The 17,603-nt window shown below is 67.0% G+C and carries 13 protein-coding genes; 6 read left to right on the forward strand and 7 right to left on the reverse strand.

Annotation, left to right across the window (positions count from 1 at the left end; translation table 11 throughout):
- Position 1: 1 nt before the first annotated feature.
- The 3 genes from KEG57_RS38735 to KEG57_RS38745 form a co-directional block, all read right to left on the reverse strand.
- A complete protein-coding gene (locus KEG57_RS38735; protein WP_272427013.1) occupies positions 2 to 1,192 on the reverse strand; it encodes a M48 family metalloprotease in 1,191 nt (396 codons plus the stop codon).
- A gap of 675 nt (positions 1,193 to 1,867) precedes the next feature.
- Positions 1,868 to 2,551, reverse strand: coding sequence for a hypothetical protein (locus tag KEG57_RS38740; RefSeq protein ID WP_272427014.1), 684 nt, complete (start codon positions 2,549 to 2,551; stop codon positions 1,868 to 1,870).
- A 217-nt stretch (positions 2,552 to 2,768) separates the two neighbouring features.
- Positions 2,769 to 3,284, reverse strand: a complete 516-nt coding sequence (locus tag KEG57_RS38745) for a putative immunity protein (protein WP_272427015.1) — start codon at positions 3,282 to 3,284, stop codon at positions 2,769 to 2,771.
- Between the two features lie 683 nt (positions 3,285 to 3,967).
- Between KEG57_RS38745 and KEG57_RS38750 the strand changes: the two genes are divergently transcribed.
- On the forward strand, positions 3,968 to 5,590 hold the full coding sequence (locus KEG57_RS38750) for a PKD domain-containing protein (protein ID WP_272427016.1): 1,623 nt from the start codon (positions 3,968 to 3,970) through the stop codon (positions 5,588 to 5,590).
- Between the two features lie 336 nt (positions 5,591 to 5,926).
- Positions 5,927 to 6,553, forward strand: coding sequence for a hypothetical protein (locus KEG57_RS38755; RefSeq protein WP_272427017.1), 627 nt, complete (start codon positions 5,927 to 5,929; stop codon positions 6,551 to 6,553).
- 70 nt (positions 6,554 to 6,623) lie between these two features.
- Here the strand turns inward: KEG57_RS38755 and KEG57_RS38760 are convergent, their stop codons facing one another.
- Complete coding sequence (locus KEG57_RS38760) at positions 6,624 to 7,571, reverse strand: M15 family metallopeptidase (protein WP_272427018.1); 948 nt, start codon at positions 7,569 to 7,571, stop codon at positions 6,624 to 6,626.
- Between the two features lie 261 nt (positions 7,572 to 7,832).
- Between KEG57_RS38760 and KEG57_RS38765 the strand changes: the two genes are divergently transcribed.
- Positions 7,833 to 8,489 (forward strand): phosphoribosylanthranilate isomerase, encoded by a 657-nt coding sequence (locus KEG57_RS38765; RefSeq protein WP_272427019.1) that lies wholly within the window; start codon positions 7,833 to 7,835, stop codon positions 8,487 to 8,489.
- A gap of 336 nt (positions 8,490 to 8,825) precedes the next feature.
- Here KEG57_RS38765 and KEG57_RS38770 read toward each other — a convergent pair whose 3' ends face one another.
- On the reverse strand, positions 8,826 to 10,364 hold the full coding sequence (locus KEG57_RS38770; protein WP_272427020.1) for a hypothetical protein: 1,539 nt from the start codon (positions 10,362 to 10,364) through the stop codon (positions 8,826 to 8,828).
- Between the two features lie 10 nt (positions 10,365 to 10,374).
- Complete coding sequence (locus KEG57_RS38775; protein WP_272427021.1) at positions 10,375 to 11,073, reverse strand: glutathione S-transferase N-terminal domain-containing protein; 699 nt, start codon at positions 11,071 to 11,073, stop codon at positions 10,375 to 10,377.
- Positions 11,074 to 11,147: 74 nt separating this feature from the next.
- Between KEG57_RS38775 and KEG57_RS38780 the strand changes: the two genes are divergently transcribed.
- The 3 genes from KEG57_RS38780 (at position 11,148) to KEG57_RS38790 (ending at position 16,665) form a co-directional block, all read left to right on the forward strand.
- Positions 11,148 to 13,394, forward strand: coding sequence for a prolyl oligopeptidase family serine peptidase (locus KEG57_RS38780; RefSeq protein ID WP_272459432.1), 2,247 nt, complete (start codon positions 11,148 to 11,150; stop codon positions 13,392 to 13,394).
- Positions 13,395 to 13,717: 323 nt separating this feature from the next.
- The gene (locus KEG57_RS38785) at positions 13,718 to 15,769 is read left to right on the forward strand and encodes a DUF4365 domain-containing protein (protein WP_272427023.1); all 2,052 of its coding nucleotides are present in this window, start codon (positions 13,718 to 13,720) and stop codon (positions 15,767 to 15,769) included.
- A complete protein-coding gene (locus KEG57_RS38790; protein WP_272427024.1) occupies positions 15,766 to 16,665 on the forward strand; it encodes a nucleotidyl transferase AbiEii/AbiGii toxin family protein in 900 nt (299 codons plus the stop codon). The genes KEG57_RS38785 and KEG57_RS38790 overlap by 4 nt, the downstream gene beginning before the upstream one ends.
- Positions 16,666 to 16,692: 27 nt before the next feature.
- Here the strand turns inward: KEG57_RS38790 and KEG57_RS38795 are convergent, their stop codons facing one another.
- The gene (locus KEG57_RS38795; protein ID WP_272427025.1) at positions 16,693 to 17,568 is read right to left on the reverse strand and encodes a hypothetical protein; all 876 of its coding nucleotides are present in this window, start codon (positions 17,566 to 17,568) and stop codon (positions 16,693 to 16,695) included.
- Positions 17,569 to 17,603 lie beyond the last annotated feature (35 nt).

Below are 17,603 nucleotides of genomic sequence, written 5' to 3' on the forward strand. Positions count from 1 at the left end.
CTTACTGACCGAAGAGACCGCCGAACGGGTTCGGCGCGCCGCCGGTCATGCGCCACGAGTTCGCTGTCTGCTGCACGATCGGCAGACGCACCATCGGGTGCGGGTGCGTGCGCTCGAAGTTGAAGACGATCGTCGCCGGCGTGAGCTGATCGAGGTTCGCGAAGAAGTTCAGGGTCAGCACCGCGCCGCCCTCGGTGAGCCGATAGCCGCCGTTGCGACGCGCGCCCGCGGAGAGCACGTTGTTCGTCCCGGCCACGTCGGCGGCGATCTCGTTCGGCTGGTTGAATGCGGGCAACGTGCGCGAGAGCAACCTGCCGAGATCGGCGGGGTTCACGCCGCGGCTGCCGCCCTGGTTTGCCGTGCAACCGAGGTGGCCGAGGTGATGGTGCCCGAGCTCGTGCCCGAGCACGAAGCCCACCTGCTCGTCGAAGAGCTGGTGCTGGCGCTGGATCTTGCGCCCGTCGATCTGCTGCATCGGATCCACGAAGCCCACGGGCGGCTTCACCATCGCGCCCTTCTGCGCGAGCAGCCGGAGGTACTCGTCGAGCTTGCGCGTGCCGAACACCTCGTCGTTCGCCTTGTACTGCGCGATGTACGCCTCGATCTCGAGCAGGCCGTCGGTGATCGCCATGAGCGGCAGGCCCTGATCGTCACACGCGGCGAATGCGTTCACCTCGCCGGGCGTGGGATCGGCGACGAACGGGATGTCGCGCACGATGGACTGCTTGTTCGCGGGTAGCGCGGCGATGAGCTCGCCCATCACGACGCCGGCCTGACTGCGCAGGAAGTTGATGTCGACGTTGTTGATCGGATCGTTCAGCGGCGTGGTCGGCAGCCCGCCCGTCGTCGGCGTCCCGGTCGTCGGCGTCCCGGTCGTGGGGAACGGCCAGGGAAAACCGGGGAATGGGCTCGTGGGCTGGGGCGCGGGCTGCTGCGGGGTCGTCTGCTGCGGCTGCTGCGGATAGCCTTGCTGCGGGTAGCCCTGCTGCGGATAACCTTGCTGCGGATAGCCCTGCTGCGGGTACCCCTGCTGCGGGTAGCCTTGCTGCGGATACCCTTGCTGCGGCGGGGGCTGCGTCTGGGCGTAGGTCGGCCGGGACTCGCGCTGGCAACCTGCGACGAGCGCCGAGGACAGGGCGATCGCCGAGGCGCAGAGCGTCAGGAACGGGAGAGGGCCGCGGGGTCGCGACACGAACGAAGGCATACGGACGAGCATAATCCATGGACGGACATCGAGCCAAACGAGCCAAAGGAGGCACGTTTGCAACCGATCGAAGGGCTCCCCGGGGGTCCGATCGCGGAGGCTACCCCCGCGATTCCTGGTCGGCTGACAGATACGCGACAGAAACCCGGAGGGCTGACAGAAACCCCGGCGACGGACACGACGGCCCCACCGGCGAGCAGGCTACCGCGGCCGTCCGGGCGGCTCTCGACGCGCCGCTTGCGGTCGGTGACTCCGAGGGGGGCCGTGTCCGGTCTGGCTCACCGCGACGGGCGACGCGTGGACGAGGGGACGGGCGGATCGCTGCGATCGGTGGGTGGCGGAGCCGAGACGGGCCCGGACGCCTGCCCCCGGAGATCGGTCCCGACGACAGCGGCGGATCGTCGGCCTTGATCTCGATGTCGCGCAAGTCGTGGTTGTCGTTCAGGCAATGCCAGTCATCGGCGCCTCCGTAGAAGCATCGGAGCACGGCACGGATAAGCCGATGCAAGGGCCCTTGTGCAATTGTGCGGCCCGCAATCGTCCGTGCCCGATTCCGCAGTTCGTCATGATTGGGGACATCACCTGGCGCAACCTTCTCACGTTGCAAGAGGCTTGCTCGGCACCGCTCGACCCCCACCACGAGGCAGCGCGAAAGCGCCTCGTTCACTCCGTTACGATGCACGTGACGAAGAAGTGGCCGTCCGCGTCCTTCAGGCATTCCGGCAGCCCTGGCGCGGCCACGCAGAGCACATCGTTCAGACATCCGCACATCGCGTCCGGCGACTGGCAGGCCGCAGGGAGCGGCTTGCACCGGTAAGAGGAATTGAGCCTCTCGCAATACTCGGTTCCGTTCTCGCAGAGGACCGGACCACATGCGAAGGGCTCCGCGGGCGCCTGACAGGCGTCCTGCAAGCCCACGTCGACGCCCGACCGGTACGCCTCACACGCGTTGATGTAGACTTGGCCGTTGCAGCCGCACGTGATCGCCATCGACTCACCGGCGCAATCCTTGGGCTTCGGCGTGCAGGTTCCGAGCACGCCGCCGCCCGGACAGGTGCCCTCCGGGGCATCGCAATACACGCCGTTGCCGCACCACGTCGCGAACGTGCCGTCGCAGGACTTCGGGCCCCCGGCTCCCCCTTGCCCGCCCGAGGAGGACGACGACGCGCTGCCGCCGCCCGCCCCCTCGCCGGCGGCGCCCCCCTCGCCGCCCCCCTCGCCGCCGCCCCCGCTGGAGGCCCCGGTCGAGGTGGATGAGGGGGAAGCTCCTGAGCTCTCGGTGCAGGCCGGAGCGGCGCAGGTGAGGAGGATGAAGAAGAGGCCTACGGTGCATGTGGTGATGCGCATTTCTGATGAATATCAACCGCTGGGGTGATGTCTACACCGCCTTGCTTTACAGTCGGTATGGAATGCCCACTTCTTGCCGGCCCCGCTCTCGGCGACGAACGCCCCCTCGACCCCGCGGCGCAGGGCCGCGACGAGCTCCCGGACGATGCCGCCGACGTGGGCACGACGTCCAGGACCACGGCGCTCACCTCCACCCGCACGGCGCAGTGCCGTCGGCTCAGTCGAGGAACACGTTCCAACAGAGTGCGTTTCGCAGTTTTTGATCGTCAAGAACGAGGTCTCGTATTTCGCCAGGCAGTTGTTCCCACTGCCATTGGCGTTCGGCTCGCGCAGCCGCGTCCCCTTGGCCCGATGGTGCGGCTTCCCTGGCAGCCCTGATGGCGTACGCCGCAGCCCCTAACTCATGGGCGGCGACATGCGCCACGGCCACCGCCTGACCCGCCGACAGGGCGGCCAACCGGGCGGCGGGGGGCGCCTCGCGGCCTGCGGCGTTGGAAGCGAACGCCGCGTTGTGACACTCTTTCATTGTGGCCTCGCCTCGGGTCCACGCTCGCACCAGTGCAATCGCTCTCCGCGGCCGGTCATCGTCTGGCCTGTATTCATCGAAAAACCCCATGACGTGCTGCGCGCAATCTGCGGCCCAGATTGCCAACGCGTGATGGGTGCCTTCATCCAGGAGCCCTCCGCGGCGGATGGTGATGAACCGTGGGTCACGTTTTTTGGGAAGAATCATGGTGCTCCTACTTACACTGTCCATGGATATACTCGAGCGCGGTCACGGCGGCGAGACCTCGGGGGAGATTTCGACGCTCGCCGCGCCCCCGCCACTGTTCGCGCGACCCTTCGGACCCGAGCCCTCGCAATGGTCTCTTCTTGAGGCCGCCGCGCCGGGGCGCTGCCCCGGGCCCCGCGGGGGCTGTTCGCCCCTCGACCCGAACCAGGGCAAGCCCTGGACCGTTCGTGGAAGAACTGCGCGATGCGCAGTTCTTCCAACAGGCCGGTGGCAAGACCAGGAAGGTGCGTTGCACGCTGGCGAAATCGTTACGAACCCCGACCGCTGGCCACGATGCGCCCGCGTCCGGGATGAAGAGCACCCGCAAGCGGCGCGGGGCGTAGGGTGCGCACTTGCAGTGAGCTCCCCTTCCCTCGATTCGCGAACTTCACGTTCAGCCGCTTCCTGCACTGCCCATTGCGGTGGTGGAATGTCGCGCTCACAGCGGATGCGATTCTCCGGGCGCCATTTGCCAGCGTCAGTGTATACGCATTTTGACAGCACGAGCAATTTCGACGAGCTCGACCATTCGTGCCTCCCACGCGCGCTCCACAACCGTGTCTCCCTGTTGCAGCGCTGTTTTCGATGGTCTACGACTTGGCCACGGCCGCTGCGTCGGCGGCCGTTTTACCTTGGGAGGACGAATGCGTGTCGGCAAACTGGGTGTTCTGCTGGTCATTGGTGTGCTTGGGTCGGCCGGCTGCCTGGACGGGAGCGCGACGGGTGAGGATCTCGGTGCAGGCGGGAGCGACGGCACGGGTGATAAAGGCCCCGACACGATAGGCGAGAGCGGCGACGGCAATGGCCAGTTGCTATCGACGAACGTCGTGTTCGAGCTCGAGCCGCGCGATCTCACCGTCTCGGTGGACGACGCGGGCTCGACCCACAACGCCGGACCCATCACGACCTTCGCGTGGTCCTTCGGTGACGGCACGACGGCGACGGGGGTCACGCCGCCACCACATCGCTACGCCGCGGCTGGGACGCACACGATAACGTTGACCGTCACGACAGCGAGCGGAGCTTCCGCGTCCGCGAGTCGGACCGTCACGGTCGCCCAGCGAAACCCTGGTGACTATGCGCCGGGTGACGCGACGACCGGCGTGCCCGACGTGGTCGCCGACCGGTTGCATCTGCTCGACCTCGAGAAGCCCAACAAGTCGAGCGTAAACACGCCGAGCGCCGCCGAAGAGACCGTGGTCATCACCAAGAGCGGCGATACCTACAAGCTGACCTGGAATGGAAATCCCGTCACGCTGCCCGCCGCGCACGCCTACAACGAAAACGGACAATTCGTCCTCGATCGGCTCCACGTGAGGGGCTACGTGAACGTGCGCGCGCCGAACGTCACGATTCGTCGTTCGGTGGTCGAAGCCGTCAGCATCCCGGAGGCGCCCGATAGCGCGGCGCCCTCCGGCGTGGACGTCGGCCGCCGGATCGTCAGGGGCAACGACAGCGCGACGACGGGTCTGATCCTCGAGGACATCGAAATCCGCGTGCCGGAAGCCGTGCGCCGCGGCGCGAACATCAATGCGGCGTTCCATCACGGCATGGCGCTCGAAGCGTCCCGTCTGCACATGCTCCGCTCGGAGATCGACGGCTCCGTCGACGGAATGCAGATCCACGCGGGCAGTGCCAACCACACGAGCGTCGTCATCGAGCGCTCGTGGATCCACGACATGCAGTACTACCTGCTGGACAGTGACCGTGCCGATGGGGATCCGACCCACTCCGACGCCATCCAGGTCGAGTGCAGCCTGCCGGCGGCGGGAAAACAATTCGGGGTCGAGCTCCTCGGCAACACCCTCGATCTCACCAATGATCCGAACCTCACCGCGGCGATCATGGTCACGCGTAATGCGTGCGCGACGTCCGGGCTGCGTATCGAGAACAACTTCCTCGACGGCTCCGCCATGCCGATCAACATCGGCGGCGGGACCTCCACCCAGCACATCACCCTGTACGTCAATGGCAATCGCTTCGGCCCGAACCGCGCCGCCGGCACAGCTCCGAACAAGACGTGGAAGACGACCACGACCGCGGCGGTCGTCGCCGCCAAGTCGAACACGGACAGCTCCGCGGCCTACGAGAACTACGATACGACGCGCCCCCAGAGCTACGTCTATCTCTCGTACGATCCGCCCACCACGCTCGGCGCCACCCCGCCTACGGGCGAGCAGAATCGTAACGTCATGGTCGAGCACGCACGCGGCACGCAGACATGGGGCACGAGCTCGCTCGGCACGGCGAAGTTCGGGCTGTACTGACGCAGCGCTCCCTGCGTCGACGACGCACAAATCGTCACCGGCAAAGCGCATTCTTCAAGGACGGTCCCACGCCGTTCCTCGCGTAATGCTCCGTTCGCGGAAAAGGATGCCTCCCGCGAAACGCCTCATTCCCCGCGCCTCCCCTCTCCATTGCCTTGCCCATATCCCACCTCCAGCTACACTGGTCCCAAGAGTCCTCGCCGAGGCGTCGCCCCAAGGCGCGCACGGTCGGGGGCGGAACCGCGAAACGGCGGACGGTGCCGGCGCCGAGGGTGAAGGTGTGCGCTCATCGGACGGCACCGTCCGCCGTGAAGCAGGGAATGGGGGAGGTCCATCATGATCAAGCGATGGAATGTTGTCGGGATCATCTTCGGCAGCTTGGCGGCAATGGTCATCGGTTGCGACGCTGACGATCCGGCCGGCGAGGGAGCGCTCGGCAGCACGAGCGATGAGGTAGGCGAGGCCTGGGGGACGCCCATTGCAAGCGACCCGTTCACGCCCAGGACGGGGTGCCGGGGATTCCATTGCGCCTCCGAGCTTCCGCCGGGGCGCTGCAGCTACGGCAGGGACTGCGCGGTCTCGTGCGTGTTTCCCGCCGGCGGCTGCGAGCCGGGGAATGACGCGTCGTGCCTGGGATATTGCCTGGCGGACGCCCAATGCATCCCCGACCCGACCTGCGGGGGCGGGCAGCGCTGCCTCGAATGTGGGGGGTCGACGTACGGCGCGGGGTGCATCGAGGTCTGCGCGCCGATCGCGCCTCCGCCTCCGCCGCCGCCGCCACTGCCGCCGCAGCAGGGGCCTGTGCAGCAGCCTCCGCAGCAGGGGCCTGTGCAGCAGCCTCCGCAGCAGGGGCCTGTGCAGCAGGAGCCTCTGCCGCCTCCGCCGCCGCCTCCGCCGAAGGACGATTGTCCCCTCGACACCCTGCCGCCGCCGCCCCCGCCGCCGGCGCAGCTCCCCTACTGAGCCATTCAATGAAAAAGGGCGCGGGAGACCGTCCCGCGCCCTTTTCACTCCTTCTCGCCGTTCCCGCGAATCAGTGTGCGTGGTCCGTGCAGGCCTCGTGCTCGAGCTCGCCTTGCGCCTCGACCGCGTCGATCGGCAGCGGCACGAAGAACTCCGGATCGTTCGGGTCACGCGAGAATGCCTCGTCCACGCCCTCGATCTCGCCGTTTTGATCGTCGTACATGATCGCCGAGCCGCACGTCGCGCCCTTCGCGAAGCCGCCCGCGGGCGACTTCTTCATGCGCGCCTCCGTCTGCGGGCCCCACACGCCGTCGACCGAGATCGTATCGCCCGGGTTGTTGCGGTTCCACAGCCGCTGGAACGCCTTCACGTCGAGGCCCTTGTAGCTCACCGCGCCCGAGCCCGCGTAATCGAAATGCACCGCGTCGCTCGACCCGAGCCACTTGAAGCCCTTGTTCGTCAGAATCGTCTTCCACGTGCTGTACTGGCTCACGTCGAGCGCGAGGCCCGTCTCGTGATTGCTGTTGCCAGGCTTCGCCGCGAGGCTGATGCTGCACCGGCCATTCTGGTACCAGTTGTAAAGCATGTATTGCTGCGCCACGGTCCGGAGCGCCGAGTTGATCGTCATCGACTTGCCGGGGTTATCCTTCAGCGCCGCCACGAGCCTGTCGGCCGCGGGCTTCTCCAGGTACGCAAAGACCGCGCTGCCGAACGTCACGTTCGAGGTCTTCGTGATCGGCACGTACGCGTCGGGATTCAAGCACCGCGCCTCAGCGATGATCTGCAGCGAGAGCGCTTTCACGCTCGACGTCGAGCAGCTCGACGCGGCGGCCTGCGCGACGGTGCTGCCGGCCACGGCCTCGTCCACGGTATCGGTCGGCTCGGGGGATTCGACGCCTTCGGGCTCTCCGGCGAGCTCCTCGGGCGGGGCTTCGGCCATACAGCCCGCAAACACGGGCATGGCGGCGAGGGCAGCGGCGAAGGCGAGAACACGGAATTGGGTCGGGCGAGCGTCCATGCCGGCCTCTACAGCACGCCGCGTGCCGCGCGCGCCCGAGGCCTTTTGTCGTCCAATCGTCTCGAATTGCAGCCCGAATGGGGTGGATCGCCGATGCCCCAGGTGGAAAAAGGATCCACGCGCGGGCCCCTCGTCTCGATGTCGACGCAATCGCGCGAGCATGGGCGGGGTTCGAAAAAAACTTCACACCGGCGGAGCTTCCGCGTAGAGGTGAGCCGGCGGGCAAGGTAGGCCCGCAATCTCGCGATGCGCTCCCTGCCCATGCCCCTCACGCGCGTAAAAATCTGCTGCATCGCCTCCGAGGAAGAGGCGTGGATCGCCGTTCGCGCGGGCGCCTCCGCCCTCGGCCTCGTCGGCCCCGTCCCGAGCGGGCCAGGCGCGATCACCGAGGAGCAGATCACCGCCATCGCAACGCGCGTCCCGCCGGGCGTCGCCACCTTCCTCCTCACGAGCCACCAAGACGCCTCCGCCATCATCGAGCAGCAAAGACGCTGCCGCACGAGCGTCGTGCAGATCCTCGATCGGCTGCTGTCGGGCACGTACGAGGAGCTGCGCGCCGCGATGCCCGGCATCGGCATCGTGCAGGTCGTGCACGTGATGGGCGAGGAGGCAATCGACGAGGCGATCGAGCTCGAAGGCAAGGTCGACGCGGTGCTGCTCGACTCAGGCAACCCGAACCTGCCCGTGAAGGAGCTCGGCGGGACAGGGCGCACGCACGATTGGCAGATCAGCGCGCGGCTCCGCGAGCGCGTGCGGCTGCCAGTCTACCTCGCAGGCGGGCTCCGTTCGGACAACCTCGCGACCGCAATCCGCACCGTGCGCCCCTTCGGCGTCGATCTCTGCAACGGCGTACGCACCAACGGCAAGCTCGACCCGGCCAAGCTCGAAGATTTCTTCGCGGCCCTCCCCGCACGCTGAGCATTGGTCTCTACTTGATGCCGCCGCGCCGGGGCGCTGCCCCGGGCCCCGCGGGGGCTGTTCGCCCCTCGACCCGAACCAGGGCAAGCCCTGGACCTTTGGTGGAAGAACTGCGCGATGCGCAGTTCTTCCAACGGGTCCGTGGCAAGACCAGGGACGACGTTGCCAGTCGCGGCGATCTTGGCTGGCAGCGTCCTTCGCCGGTCTTGCCTCGGCCTGTTCGATGAACTGCGCATCGCGCAGTTCATCGACCCCGGGTCCAGCCCCTGGCTGGTCCGGGTCCAGGGGCGGATAGCCCCTGGTGGGGCCTGGGGCAACGCCCCAGCGATCGATGCTCTACTCGTCGGCGCCTGGATTCTTGATCCGCCGCACGAGCCCGCGCACCGTGCTCATGCCGAGCAGGCGCGTGAACAGGACGAACCCGACGACGGCCGAGAGCACGGTCAGCCACAGGGGGACGTGGAAGACGAGCTTGGCCCACGTCGCCCACGCGTTCTCTCCGACGAGGTCCTTCCACGCGACATCGAACGAGGGCAACGTCTCGCGCTCGAAGATCCCGATCACGAGCCCGACTGGCGTGAGGACGAGCGTCAAGAACGCGAGCACCTGGTTCAAGAGGTCGGCGCGTTTGTCCGACAGGTACTCGTCGATCTCGGTGATCTCGCCCTTCACCTCCTCGAAGAGCCCGCCGATGTCGAGCGCGTTGCGCAGGCCGCAGTAGAAGCGGTCGTGCCGCTCCTCCGAGCTGATGTGGCCGAAGCTGAACTTCGCCGTGTACTGCAGCAGCGCGAGGCGCAGGCGGCCGAAGATGCGGCCGTCGGGGCGGTTCGACATGCTCGCGCACGCCGACGAGAGCTCCAGCAAGAACAGCCGCTCGTGCTCGATGAGCACCCACTTGTAGAGGTAACGCTCGAGCATTGTGGACTCGAACTGCGAGAGCAGACCCTTCGCGTCGAGCGGCCAGATCATCCAGGTCACGCCGACGGGGGAGAACACGCAAAGCTCGCGCGCCGAGGGCTCCCACATCGCCGGATGTCCCTCGATGCGGCAGTCGGCCGCGGATGGGTCGATCGGCTGATCACTCCCGTGCGCGAGCCGCAGGCGATGCCGCGCCGCGGCGTCGGGCAGACCTTCCGTGTAGAGCACGTTCACGCTCATCGGGTTTGGCCAGCTCCCGATCGGCGCGTCGAGCATCACGTCGGGGATGAAGAGCTTGAGCCAGTGCCGGACCGTCGTGTCGTCGAGATGCGCCTCCTCGCCCATCGCCACGAGCGGATGCGCCTTCATCTCGCCGTCCTTGCCCGCCTTCTTGCGCGGCATGCTTTCCGGCAAGAGGTGCGTCATGCCGCGACGCACGACGGCCGCGTAGAGGTCCTGGAACGCGGTCAACGTGAGCGCCGTCGGCTTGATGCCGACCACGACGAACACGTACCCCGTCTCGATCACGAAGAGCCGCGGCGGCGTCGTGATCTTGCAGGGCATCCCGCCGTTCTTGTCCTTGCGGGGCTCCTTCGACGCGGACGCGTGATCGGGTTTGTCCGCGTCCGGTTTGTCTGGTTTGCCCGCTTCGGCCTCGGGCTTCGCCTTCTTCGGCGCGCGCTCGAAGACCCACGTCGCGCGTGGATCGAAGAGGTTCGCGAGCTTGCCCGTGGGCTCGTAGGCGCGGAGGAGCCGCCCGTCGCGCACGTGGATGTTGAGGTGCGGCAAGAGCGCCGGATCGTCGATCTTCTTCGGCTTGAAGTCGCCGCGCGCGAGGAGCTTCTTCTCGTAGCCTTCGAGGTCGAACGTGCCTGCGAGCCCGTCCGGGTGGCGGTACGAGACCACGAGGTACAGCGTCGATTTCGGCCCGATCGGGGGCTCCGCCGCGCGCGGCATCGAAGACTCGTCAGCGGATTTCGTACGTCCTCCGCAGGTACTCCGCGATGTCGGCCGACTCGAACATGTCCACGCCCGTGTTCGGGTCGTGGAGGAAGGGCACCTGCATCTTGCCGCTCCGCGCGATGAAGGCCTGCCGGCTCGGGCTGAACTTCGCCACGTTGTGCAGCCGGTACGGGATCTCCAGGCTGGAGAGCACCTCCCGCGTGATGCGGCAGTACGGCGAGGCCTCGAAGCTCCAGAGCTCGAGCGGTTTTTCGGGCGCGCGCGAGGGCCGCGCGAACGCGCCGAACCCCGGCCGGAACGCCGACGCCATCATCGCCGTGGCGTTCGTCAGCGGGCCGAGGCCGAGCCAGAGCGGCACCTTGCCGTCGCCGTAGACGCGGAAGAGATAGGCCACGATGTCGTTCGACTCGTACATCGAGACGCCCGTGTTCGGGTCGACGAGGAACGGGAACTGGTGCTTGCCGCCGCGCTCCTTCACGACAGCGCGGAAGCGGCTCCCGCCGCGCGGGCACGGGTAGATCATCGCCTCGAGGTCGAGGATCGTGAGGGCCTCGCGCACCTTGCGGCAGAACGGACAGCCCTCGAACTCGTAGAGCTCGAGCAGCTTGTCGGGACGCTCGCCGAGGTGTCCGGAACGTAAGCCCCCGGCGAGACGCGCCAGGGTGGCTGCGAACGAGGTCGCGACGTCGAGGGTTCGATTCATGGACTCCTGGTTACGTGATCCCGGGGCAGAATTGAAGTGCCGACGGCGTGCGCGCGGGTAAAGCTGCGGGCGCTGTGCGCTCCGTTCATCGCCCGAAGACCCTCTTCTTCCTGCCCTCGCTGCTCGTATCCATGGCCTGTTCTGGAAACCCCCCTCCGCCCGCCGATCCGCCCCCGAATCACCTCACAGGCTCCCTCGCCCCCACGGCGAGCGCCGTCGCCGCGCCCACGCCCGCGCCCGCTCGCCGCGAGCCGCCCGTGCCCACGCGGCGCGAGGACATCGTCGAGACGCTGCACGGCAAGGAGATCCACGACCCTTACCGCTGGCTCGAAGACGGCGAGAGCGACGAGGTGAAGGTCTGGCAAGCGGCGCAGAACGAGCGCACGGCGAAGGCCCTCGCCACGCTGCCCGGCCGCGCCGCGCTCACGCGCCGCATCGAGTCGCTCTTGCGGATCGGGTCCGTCGGCACGCCCGCGGTCTATGCCTCGAAGAAAGGCAAAGGCCGTTATTTCTACACGCGCCAGGCGCCGTCCGAGGATCAGCCGGTGCTCTACGTGCGCGACGGCGTGGATGGCGCGGATCGCAAGCTCGTGGATCCGAACACGCTCGGCAAGGACGGGCTCGTCTCGCTCGATTTCTGGGTGCCGTCGCAGGACGGCAAGAAGCTCGCGTACGGGCTCTCCTCGGGCGGCGACGAGCAAAGCACGCTCTACGTGATGGACGTGGAGACCGGGAAAAACCTGCCCGAGACCGAGGTGATCCCGCGCGCGCGGTACGCCTCCGTCGCGTGGCTGCCCGACGGGAAATCGTTCTATTACACGCGCTTCCCGCAGAAGGGCGACGTGCCCGCGGGCGAAGAGCATTATCACCGCAAGATCTACCTGCATCAGATCGGTCGGCCCTGGGAGAAGGATCCGCTGGTGTTCGGTGAGGGCCGCGCGATGACGGACTCGCCGAGCGTCTTGATCTCGCCGAACGGCCGCTGGCTCGTGGCGACCGTGCACATGGGCTGGAGCCGGATCGAGGCGTACCTGCTCGATCGCAAAGCCGGGCCCCAAGCCACGTTCGTGCCGTTCGCGGTGCCGAAGGAAAACGCGATCTACGACGTCGACGTGTACGACGACTCCCTGCTCGTCCGGACGAACGACAGCGCGCCGACGTACGAGCTCTATCGCGTCGACCCGCAGAAGCCCGCGCGCGAGCACTGGAAGAAGATCCTGCCGGCGACGAAGGACGTGCTGCAGGCGGTCACCTCGATCGGCGGGCAGATCTTCGCGACGTACATCGTCGACGCGCACTCGGTGGTGAAGCGCTTCTCGGCGACGGGCGAGCCCAAGGGCGAGATCACGCTACCCACGATCGGCACGACGGGCGGCGCGAGTGGCGAGTGGGACGGGCACGAAGCGTTCGTCGGGTTCACCTCGTTCGCCGTGCCGAGCACGGTGCTCCGTTTCGACCTCGCGACGGAGAAGGTGAGCACCTGGGCCGAGATCAAGCCGCCCGTGGACGCGTCCGAGTTCGTCGTGACGCAGGAAAAAGCGCGCTCGAAGGACGGGACGTTGGTGCCGTACTTCCTCGTCCACAAGAAAGGCGTGGCCCGGGACGGGAAGGCCCCGACGGTGCTCACGGGGTATGGCGGGTTCAATATCGCGCAGATGCCGGCGTTCGCGGGCTCGCGGTACGTGATGCTGGAGCAGGGCGGCGTGGTGGCGGTGGCGAACCTGCGCGGCGGCGGTGAATACGGCGAGGCGTGGCACCGCGCGGGGATGCTCGCGTCGAAGCAAAACGTGTTCGACGATCTGTATGCGGTCGCCGAGAAGCTCCTTGCGGACCAGGTGACGTCCTCGGAGCGGCTCGCGGTGATGGGCGGCTCGAACGGGGGATTGCTGGTCGGCGCGGCGATCACGCAGCGGCCGGAGCTCTTCCGCGCGGCGGTATGCGCGGTGCCGCTGCTCGACATGATTCGCTACCACAAGTTCTTGATCGCGAAGCTCTGGATCCCCGAATACGGCTCGGCCGAGGATCCGACGCAATTCGAGTGGCTGCGGGCGTATTCGCCTTATCACAACGTGAAGCCCGGGACGCCCTACCCCGCCGTGCTCTTCGCAACGGCGGAGGGCGACAGCCGCGTGGATCCGCTGCATGCGCGCAAAATGGCGGCGCTGCTGCAGGCGGAGGCGGGCGGGGACAAGCCGATTTTGCTGCGCGTCGAAGGGAAAGCCGGGCACGGCGCGGGCAAGCCGATCTCGAAGAAGATCGAGGAGGCGACGGACGTGTATTCGTTCCTGTTCTGGCAGCTCGGCGTGACGCCTCCCGGCTGACCTGCACCTACATCTCGGTACGACGTAAGTTCACCCGGGGGGCGTGGTCGGCGAGGCCCCGGAGGAGATCCGATCAGGGCGGGGGTCTCGTCGGCGAGGCCCGGAGCAGGTCCGATCAGGGCCGGGGTCTCGTCGGCGAGGCAAGCGGCGGAGTCCGATCAGGGCGGGGGTCTCGGCCGCGAGGCCCCGGAGCAGGTCCGATCAGGACCGGGGTCTCGTCGGCGAGGCAAGCGGCGGAGTCGGATCAGGGCGGGGGGCTCGCCGGCGAGGCAGGCGGCGGGATCGGGTCTTGGGCGCGCCGTGGTGGTAGAGTGGGCGGGCCGATGAAAACTGGGAAGCGCGAGAGCGGTGGGGCCGGGAAGCGGCGCTCGGGAGCAGCGGACGACCAGGAGCAGAGGAGCGTCGGCCAGCTCATCGATCGCCTCGCCGAGCTGAGCTGGAAGCCGTGGGGGCCGCGAAAGGACTACGGGGAGGACTTTCACGTCCAGATCTGGGACGGCGGCGAGTCGACGGGGCTCTCGTTTTACGTGCAGCTCAAGAGCGTGCGAGACGCGGAGCAACGAAAAGGGCAGCGTACGCCCGATACGCTGAAGTACCGCCTCGATGCGAAGGATCTTCGGCACTGGGAGAAACAGACGCAGCTCGTGGTGCTCGTGATCTGGGACGTGGAGATGCGGCGGGGATACTGGGAGACGGTGCCGCGGATCCTGGAAGCGCTGGAGAAGAAAGGAAAAGGGTGGCGGAAGAAGGAGACGGTGACGGTGGAGGTGCCGGCCGCGCACGGAACGGATGCCGAGGGAATGAGGCGGCTGCGGTGGGCGGTGGCGGATCATTCGCTGGCGCTCGTCGCGGGCCGGGTGCGCGACGAGGAGATGACGGGCACCATTCGATTCACGGACAAGGTCACCTACGAAGCGTTCCGAGAAGCGCTGGATCGCGGCAACGAGGTGACCTTCGAGGGGCTGGGCGTGCCCCAGATCCAGATGCCGGAATGGCACCGTCGAATGTATGGGGATCGCCCTCCTGCGACGCGCGTGAGGATCACGCCGACGACACGGGTGGTCAGCCTCAACGTGCGGGTCGAGGTTCGAGCTCGCAATGTAACGGCTTCGATACCTGGTATCGAACTGAAGCCCACGAAACAGGGGCGCAAGCATCTGACGCTCACGAACGAGCATCAGGGTCGAACCATTACGTTCATCGCGGTTGGCAACGAAGACGCGGACGGCAGTTTCACCTTCCGCATGTCGCGTTTCGGGAAGACCATCCAGGAAGCACGAGAGGCAGCGGCTTTTTTCTTTGCTGCCAATCAGCCGGGGAGCCGCCTCCGGGTCGTGGACGAACGAACGGGGCAAACGATCCTCGATCAGCCGCTCCCATCGCTTCCCGCTGATCCTGTCGCCGAGGGACTCCACGACACGCTCGAAAAGCTTGCCTTCCTAGAGCCCTACATCAAAGGAATCGACTCCATCCATCTCGACCAGGGAATCACCCACGACGAGATGATGCGCATCGCGGTTCTCTACGAAGCATGCAGGAATGGGCGGGTGCAGATGCGCAAGCGGCTGTCCTTCATGGTTTCACCGGATGCCGATGCCCTACCAGATCGAGCCAATCCTGACGTCGTGCAGCACCTCGACGGTTGCAAGATGAACCTGCTCGGCGTGGAGATACCCCTGGGTCGCGTCAAGGAGGTCGTTCAGGAACCCGACCGCGTGGTGACGGCGGTGAGAGACGCCCTGGCCCGAGCCCGCGCAACGGGCAAACCGGTCCCCCTGCACATCGATGACGTTTCACTGGTCGCTGAGTTCCTCGACTGGCCCCCGCCTCACGACCGCCTCTACGACATCGCCTCGGCCCAATCCGGCTACTTCACCCTCGCCCAGGCGCTCGAAGCGGGCTTCACCTCCGCCGACCAGCTCCAAATCGAGGAGCGCGTCGAGTCCTACGGCGGCGGCAACGTCTTCCGCCTCGTCCAGTTCCCTCCGACAAACGAACACGAAGACCTCGTCGTCACCTGGCTCCTGACCGACAAGAAAGCCGTCTTCTCGCACGATACGGCACTCGCGCTTCACGAGCTCTCAGACATCCTCCCCGCCCGCCAGCACATCACGCTCCCACCAGGATACCAGATGCCCGAAGGCGTGGAGCTCGGCCCCCAGGTCGCCATTTACCACGGTACTGTGGATCCCTCCGAGATCACCTGGATGGGCCCTGTCCCGTTCACGAAGCCTTACCGGACGCTCCTGGATTGCATCGAGGACCACCTCTCCCCAGATCTACTCGACCAAGCGCTCGCGCAGGCACGTACGCGCGGCATGATCAGCAGGGCCGAGGCGCAGGCCCTTCAAGCCGTGAGAGCCAAATCCGCATGAGCACGAGGTTCAGGTCGGCGGATGCATTCAAGCAGTCCCTCGAGGACCGCATCCGAAGGGAAGCCGAGGCGCTTGGCCTCAAGGTCCAGCCCTTCCGGCAGCGCTGCATCTTCGACAGGTTCCTCGCGCGCTTGCTCAGCCACTTCGGCGACCGCGCGATCCTGAAGGGCGGCGTCGCGCTCGCGCTCCTCGTTCCGCGTGCTCGCTTGACGAAAGACGTCGATCTGACCTTGCACGGTCGCTCCGAAAACCTGCTCGACGAGGTCCAGACCGCAGGACGCATCGATCTCGGCGACTTCTTGGTCTTCGAAGCGCTGCCACACGCCGATCATCCCACCATCGAAGGTGAAGGGATCGTGTACGAGGGCCTTCGATTCCAGATCCACACGAGGCTCGCAGGCAAGCGTTACGGCGATCCGTTCGGCCTCGACGTGGCCTTCGGGGATCGCATGCTCGTGCCGCCCGAGCTGCGCACCGGCAACGACTTCTTCCAATTCGCGGGCTTGCCACCCACGAAGATCCGTGCGTACGCGCGCGAGGTTCATCTCGCGGAGAAGCTGCACGCATACACGCAGCCAAGGCCGCGGGAAAACTCGCGCGTCAAGGATCTGCCCGATATGGCCTTGCTCGCCACGACAGGCCCCTTCGATGGCGACACACTCCGGCGCACGATCGAGGCGACATTCACGTTCCGCGCTGTGCATCCGACCCCTGCGTCGCTGCCAGCTCCGCCCGCAAGCTGGCCCGCGCCGTACGCAAGACTTGCCCGCGAAAACGCCCTCCCGTGGCCGACGCTCGAAGCCGTCTTCACCCACGTGAGCGCCTTCCTCGATCCGATCCTCACCGGCCACGACGGGACCTGGGATCCCATCGCGTGGACCTGGCGCGCGCGCTGAACGCGGGTATTCCTTCCCCGCCTCCGCTCAATGCGGGCCAGGCGTCGTCGGCCCGACGTCATGCGCGAAGAAGAGCCGCTCGTCGCCGTACTTGGAAGCGACGAACGCGCTGTCGAGCCAGAGCTCGCCCAAGGGCTTGGTCGGCTGGTCGATCTTCGGCGCGACGTGCACATCAAAGAGCTTGATCCCGGCGGGCACGCGGCCGAGCGAGAGCCGGAAGTCCGACGTATCCGGGCAGGCGCGTTTCGCCTCCGCCGTCGGGTGGAACTCGATACGGTCGGGCACGACGGGGTTGTCCGCCGTCGCGCCGTCCGCGCCCATGCCCGCGAGGTGGTGCAGCGGCAGGTACACGCTGTAAAGCCGCGTGCCCCCGAGCGAGTTCGCGGCCTTCTGGAACGCGGCCTGCACGAGCTTCGTATCGAACTCCTTCGCCGGCACGGTGGAGTTGCAATAGACGCTGGAGAAGCAGCGCAGGTCGCCCTTCTCGCGATAGTCGTTCGGCAGCCCGAGGAAGTTCAGCGAAGGCTTGCCGGTCACGAAGAATTTCAGCGCGATCGAGGGCGCAAAGCTGCCGCCGCCCTTCGCATCCGAGAAGCGGAGCAGCGCGGATCCGCCCTTCGCGAGGACGCCGGTATACGGAAGCTCTGCCGTGATCTTCAGGGTCACGCGCGCGCACGTGCCATACGTGTGCACGAGCTTCGGGCGATCCGGCGGCAGCTCGTCGCCGGAGAGCTCGAACGAGCCGCGGTTGAACGCGGTGCTGAAGAGCTTGCGCCGCCCCCAGGGGCCCGGGACGCTCGTGGGGAGCGCGCCTTCCGGGTACGGATCGGAGCTCACGCGGGCCCAGAGCGCATCGAGCTTCTCCTCGGCGCGGAGAAGCGAATAACCATCGGGCAAGGACATGAGCAGCGAGCCTATCGTAGGCCCGTCTCGCTTGC

It is taken from the genome of Polyangium jinanense (assembly GCF_028435365.1).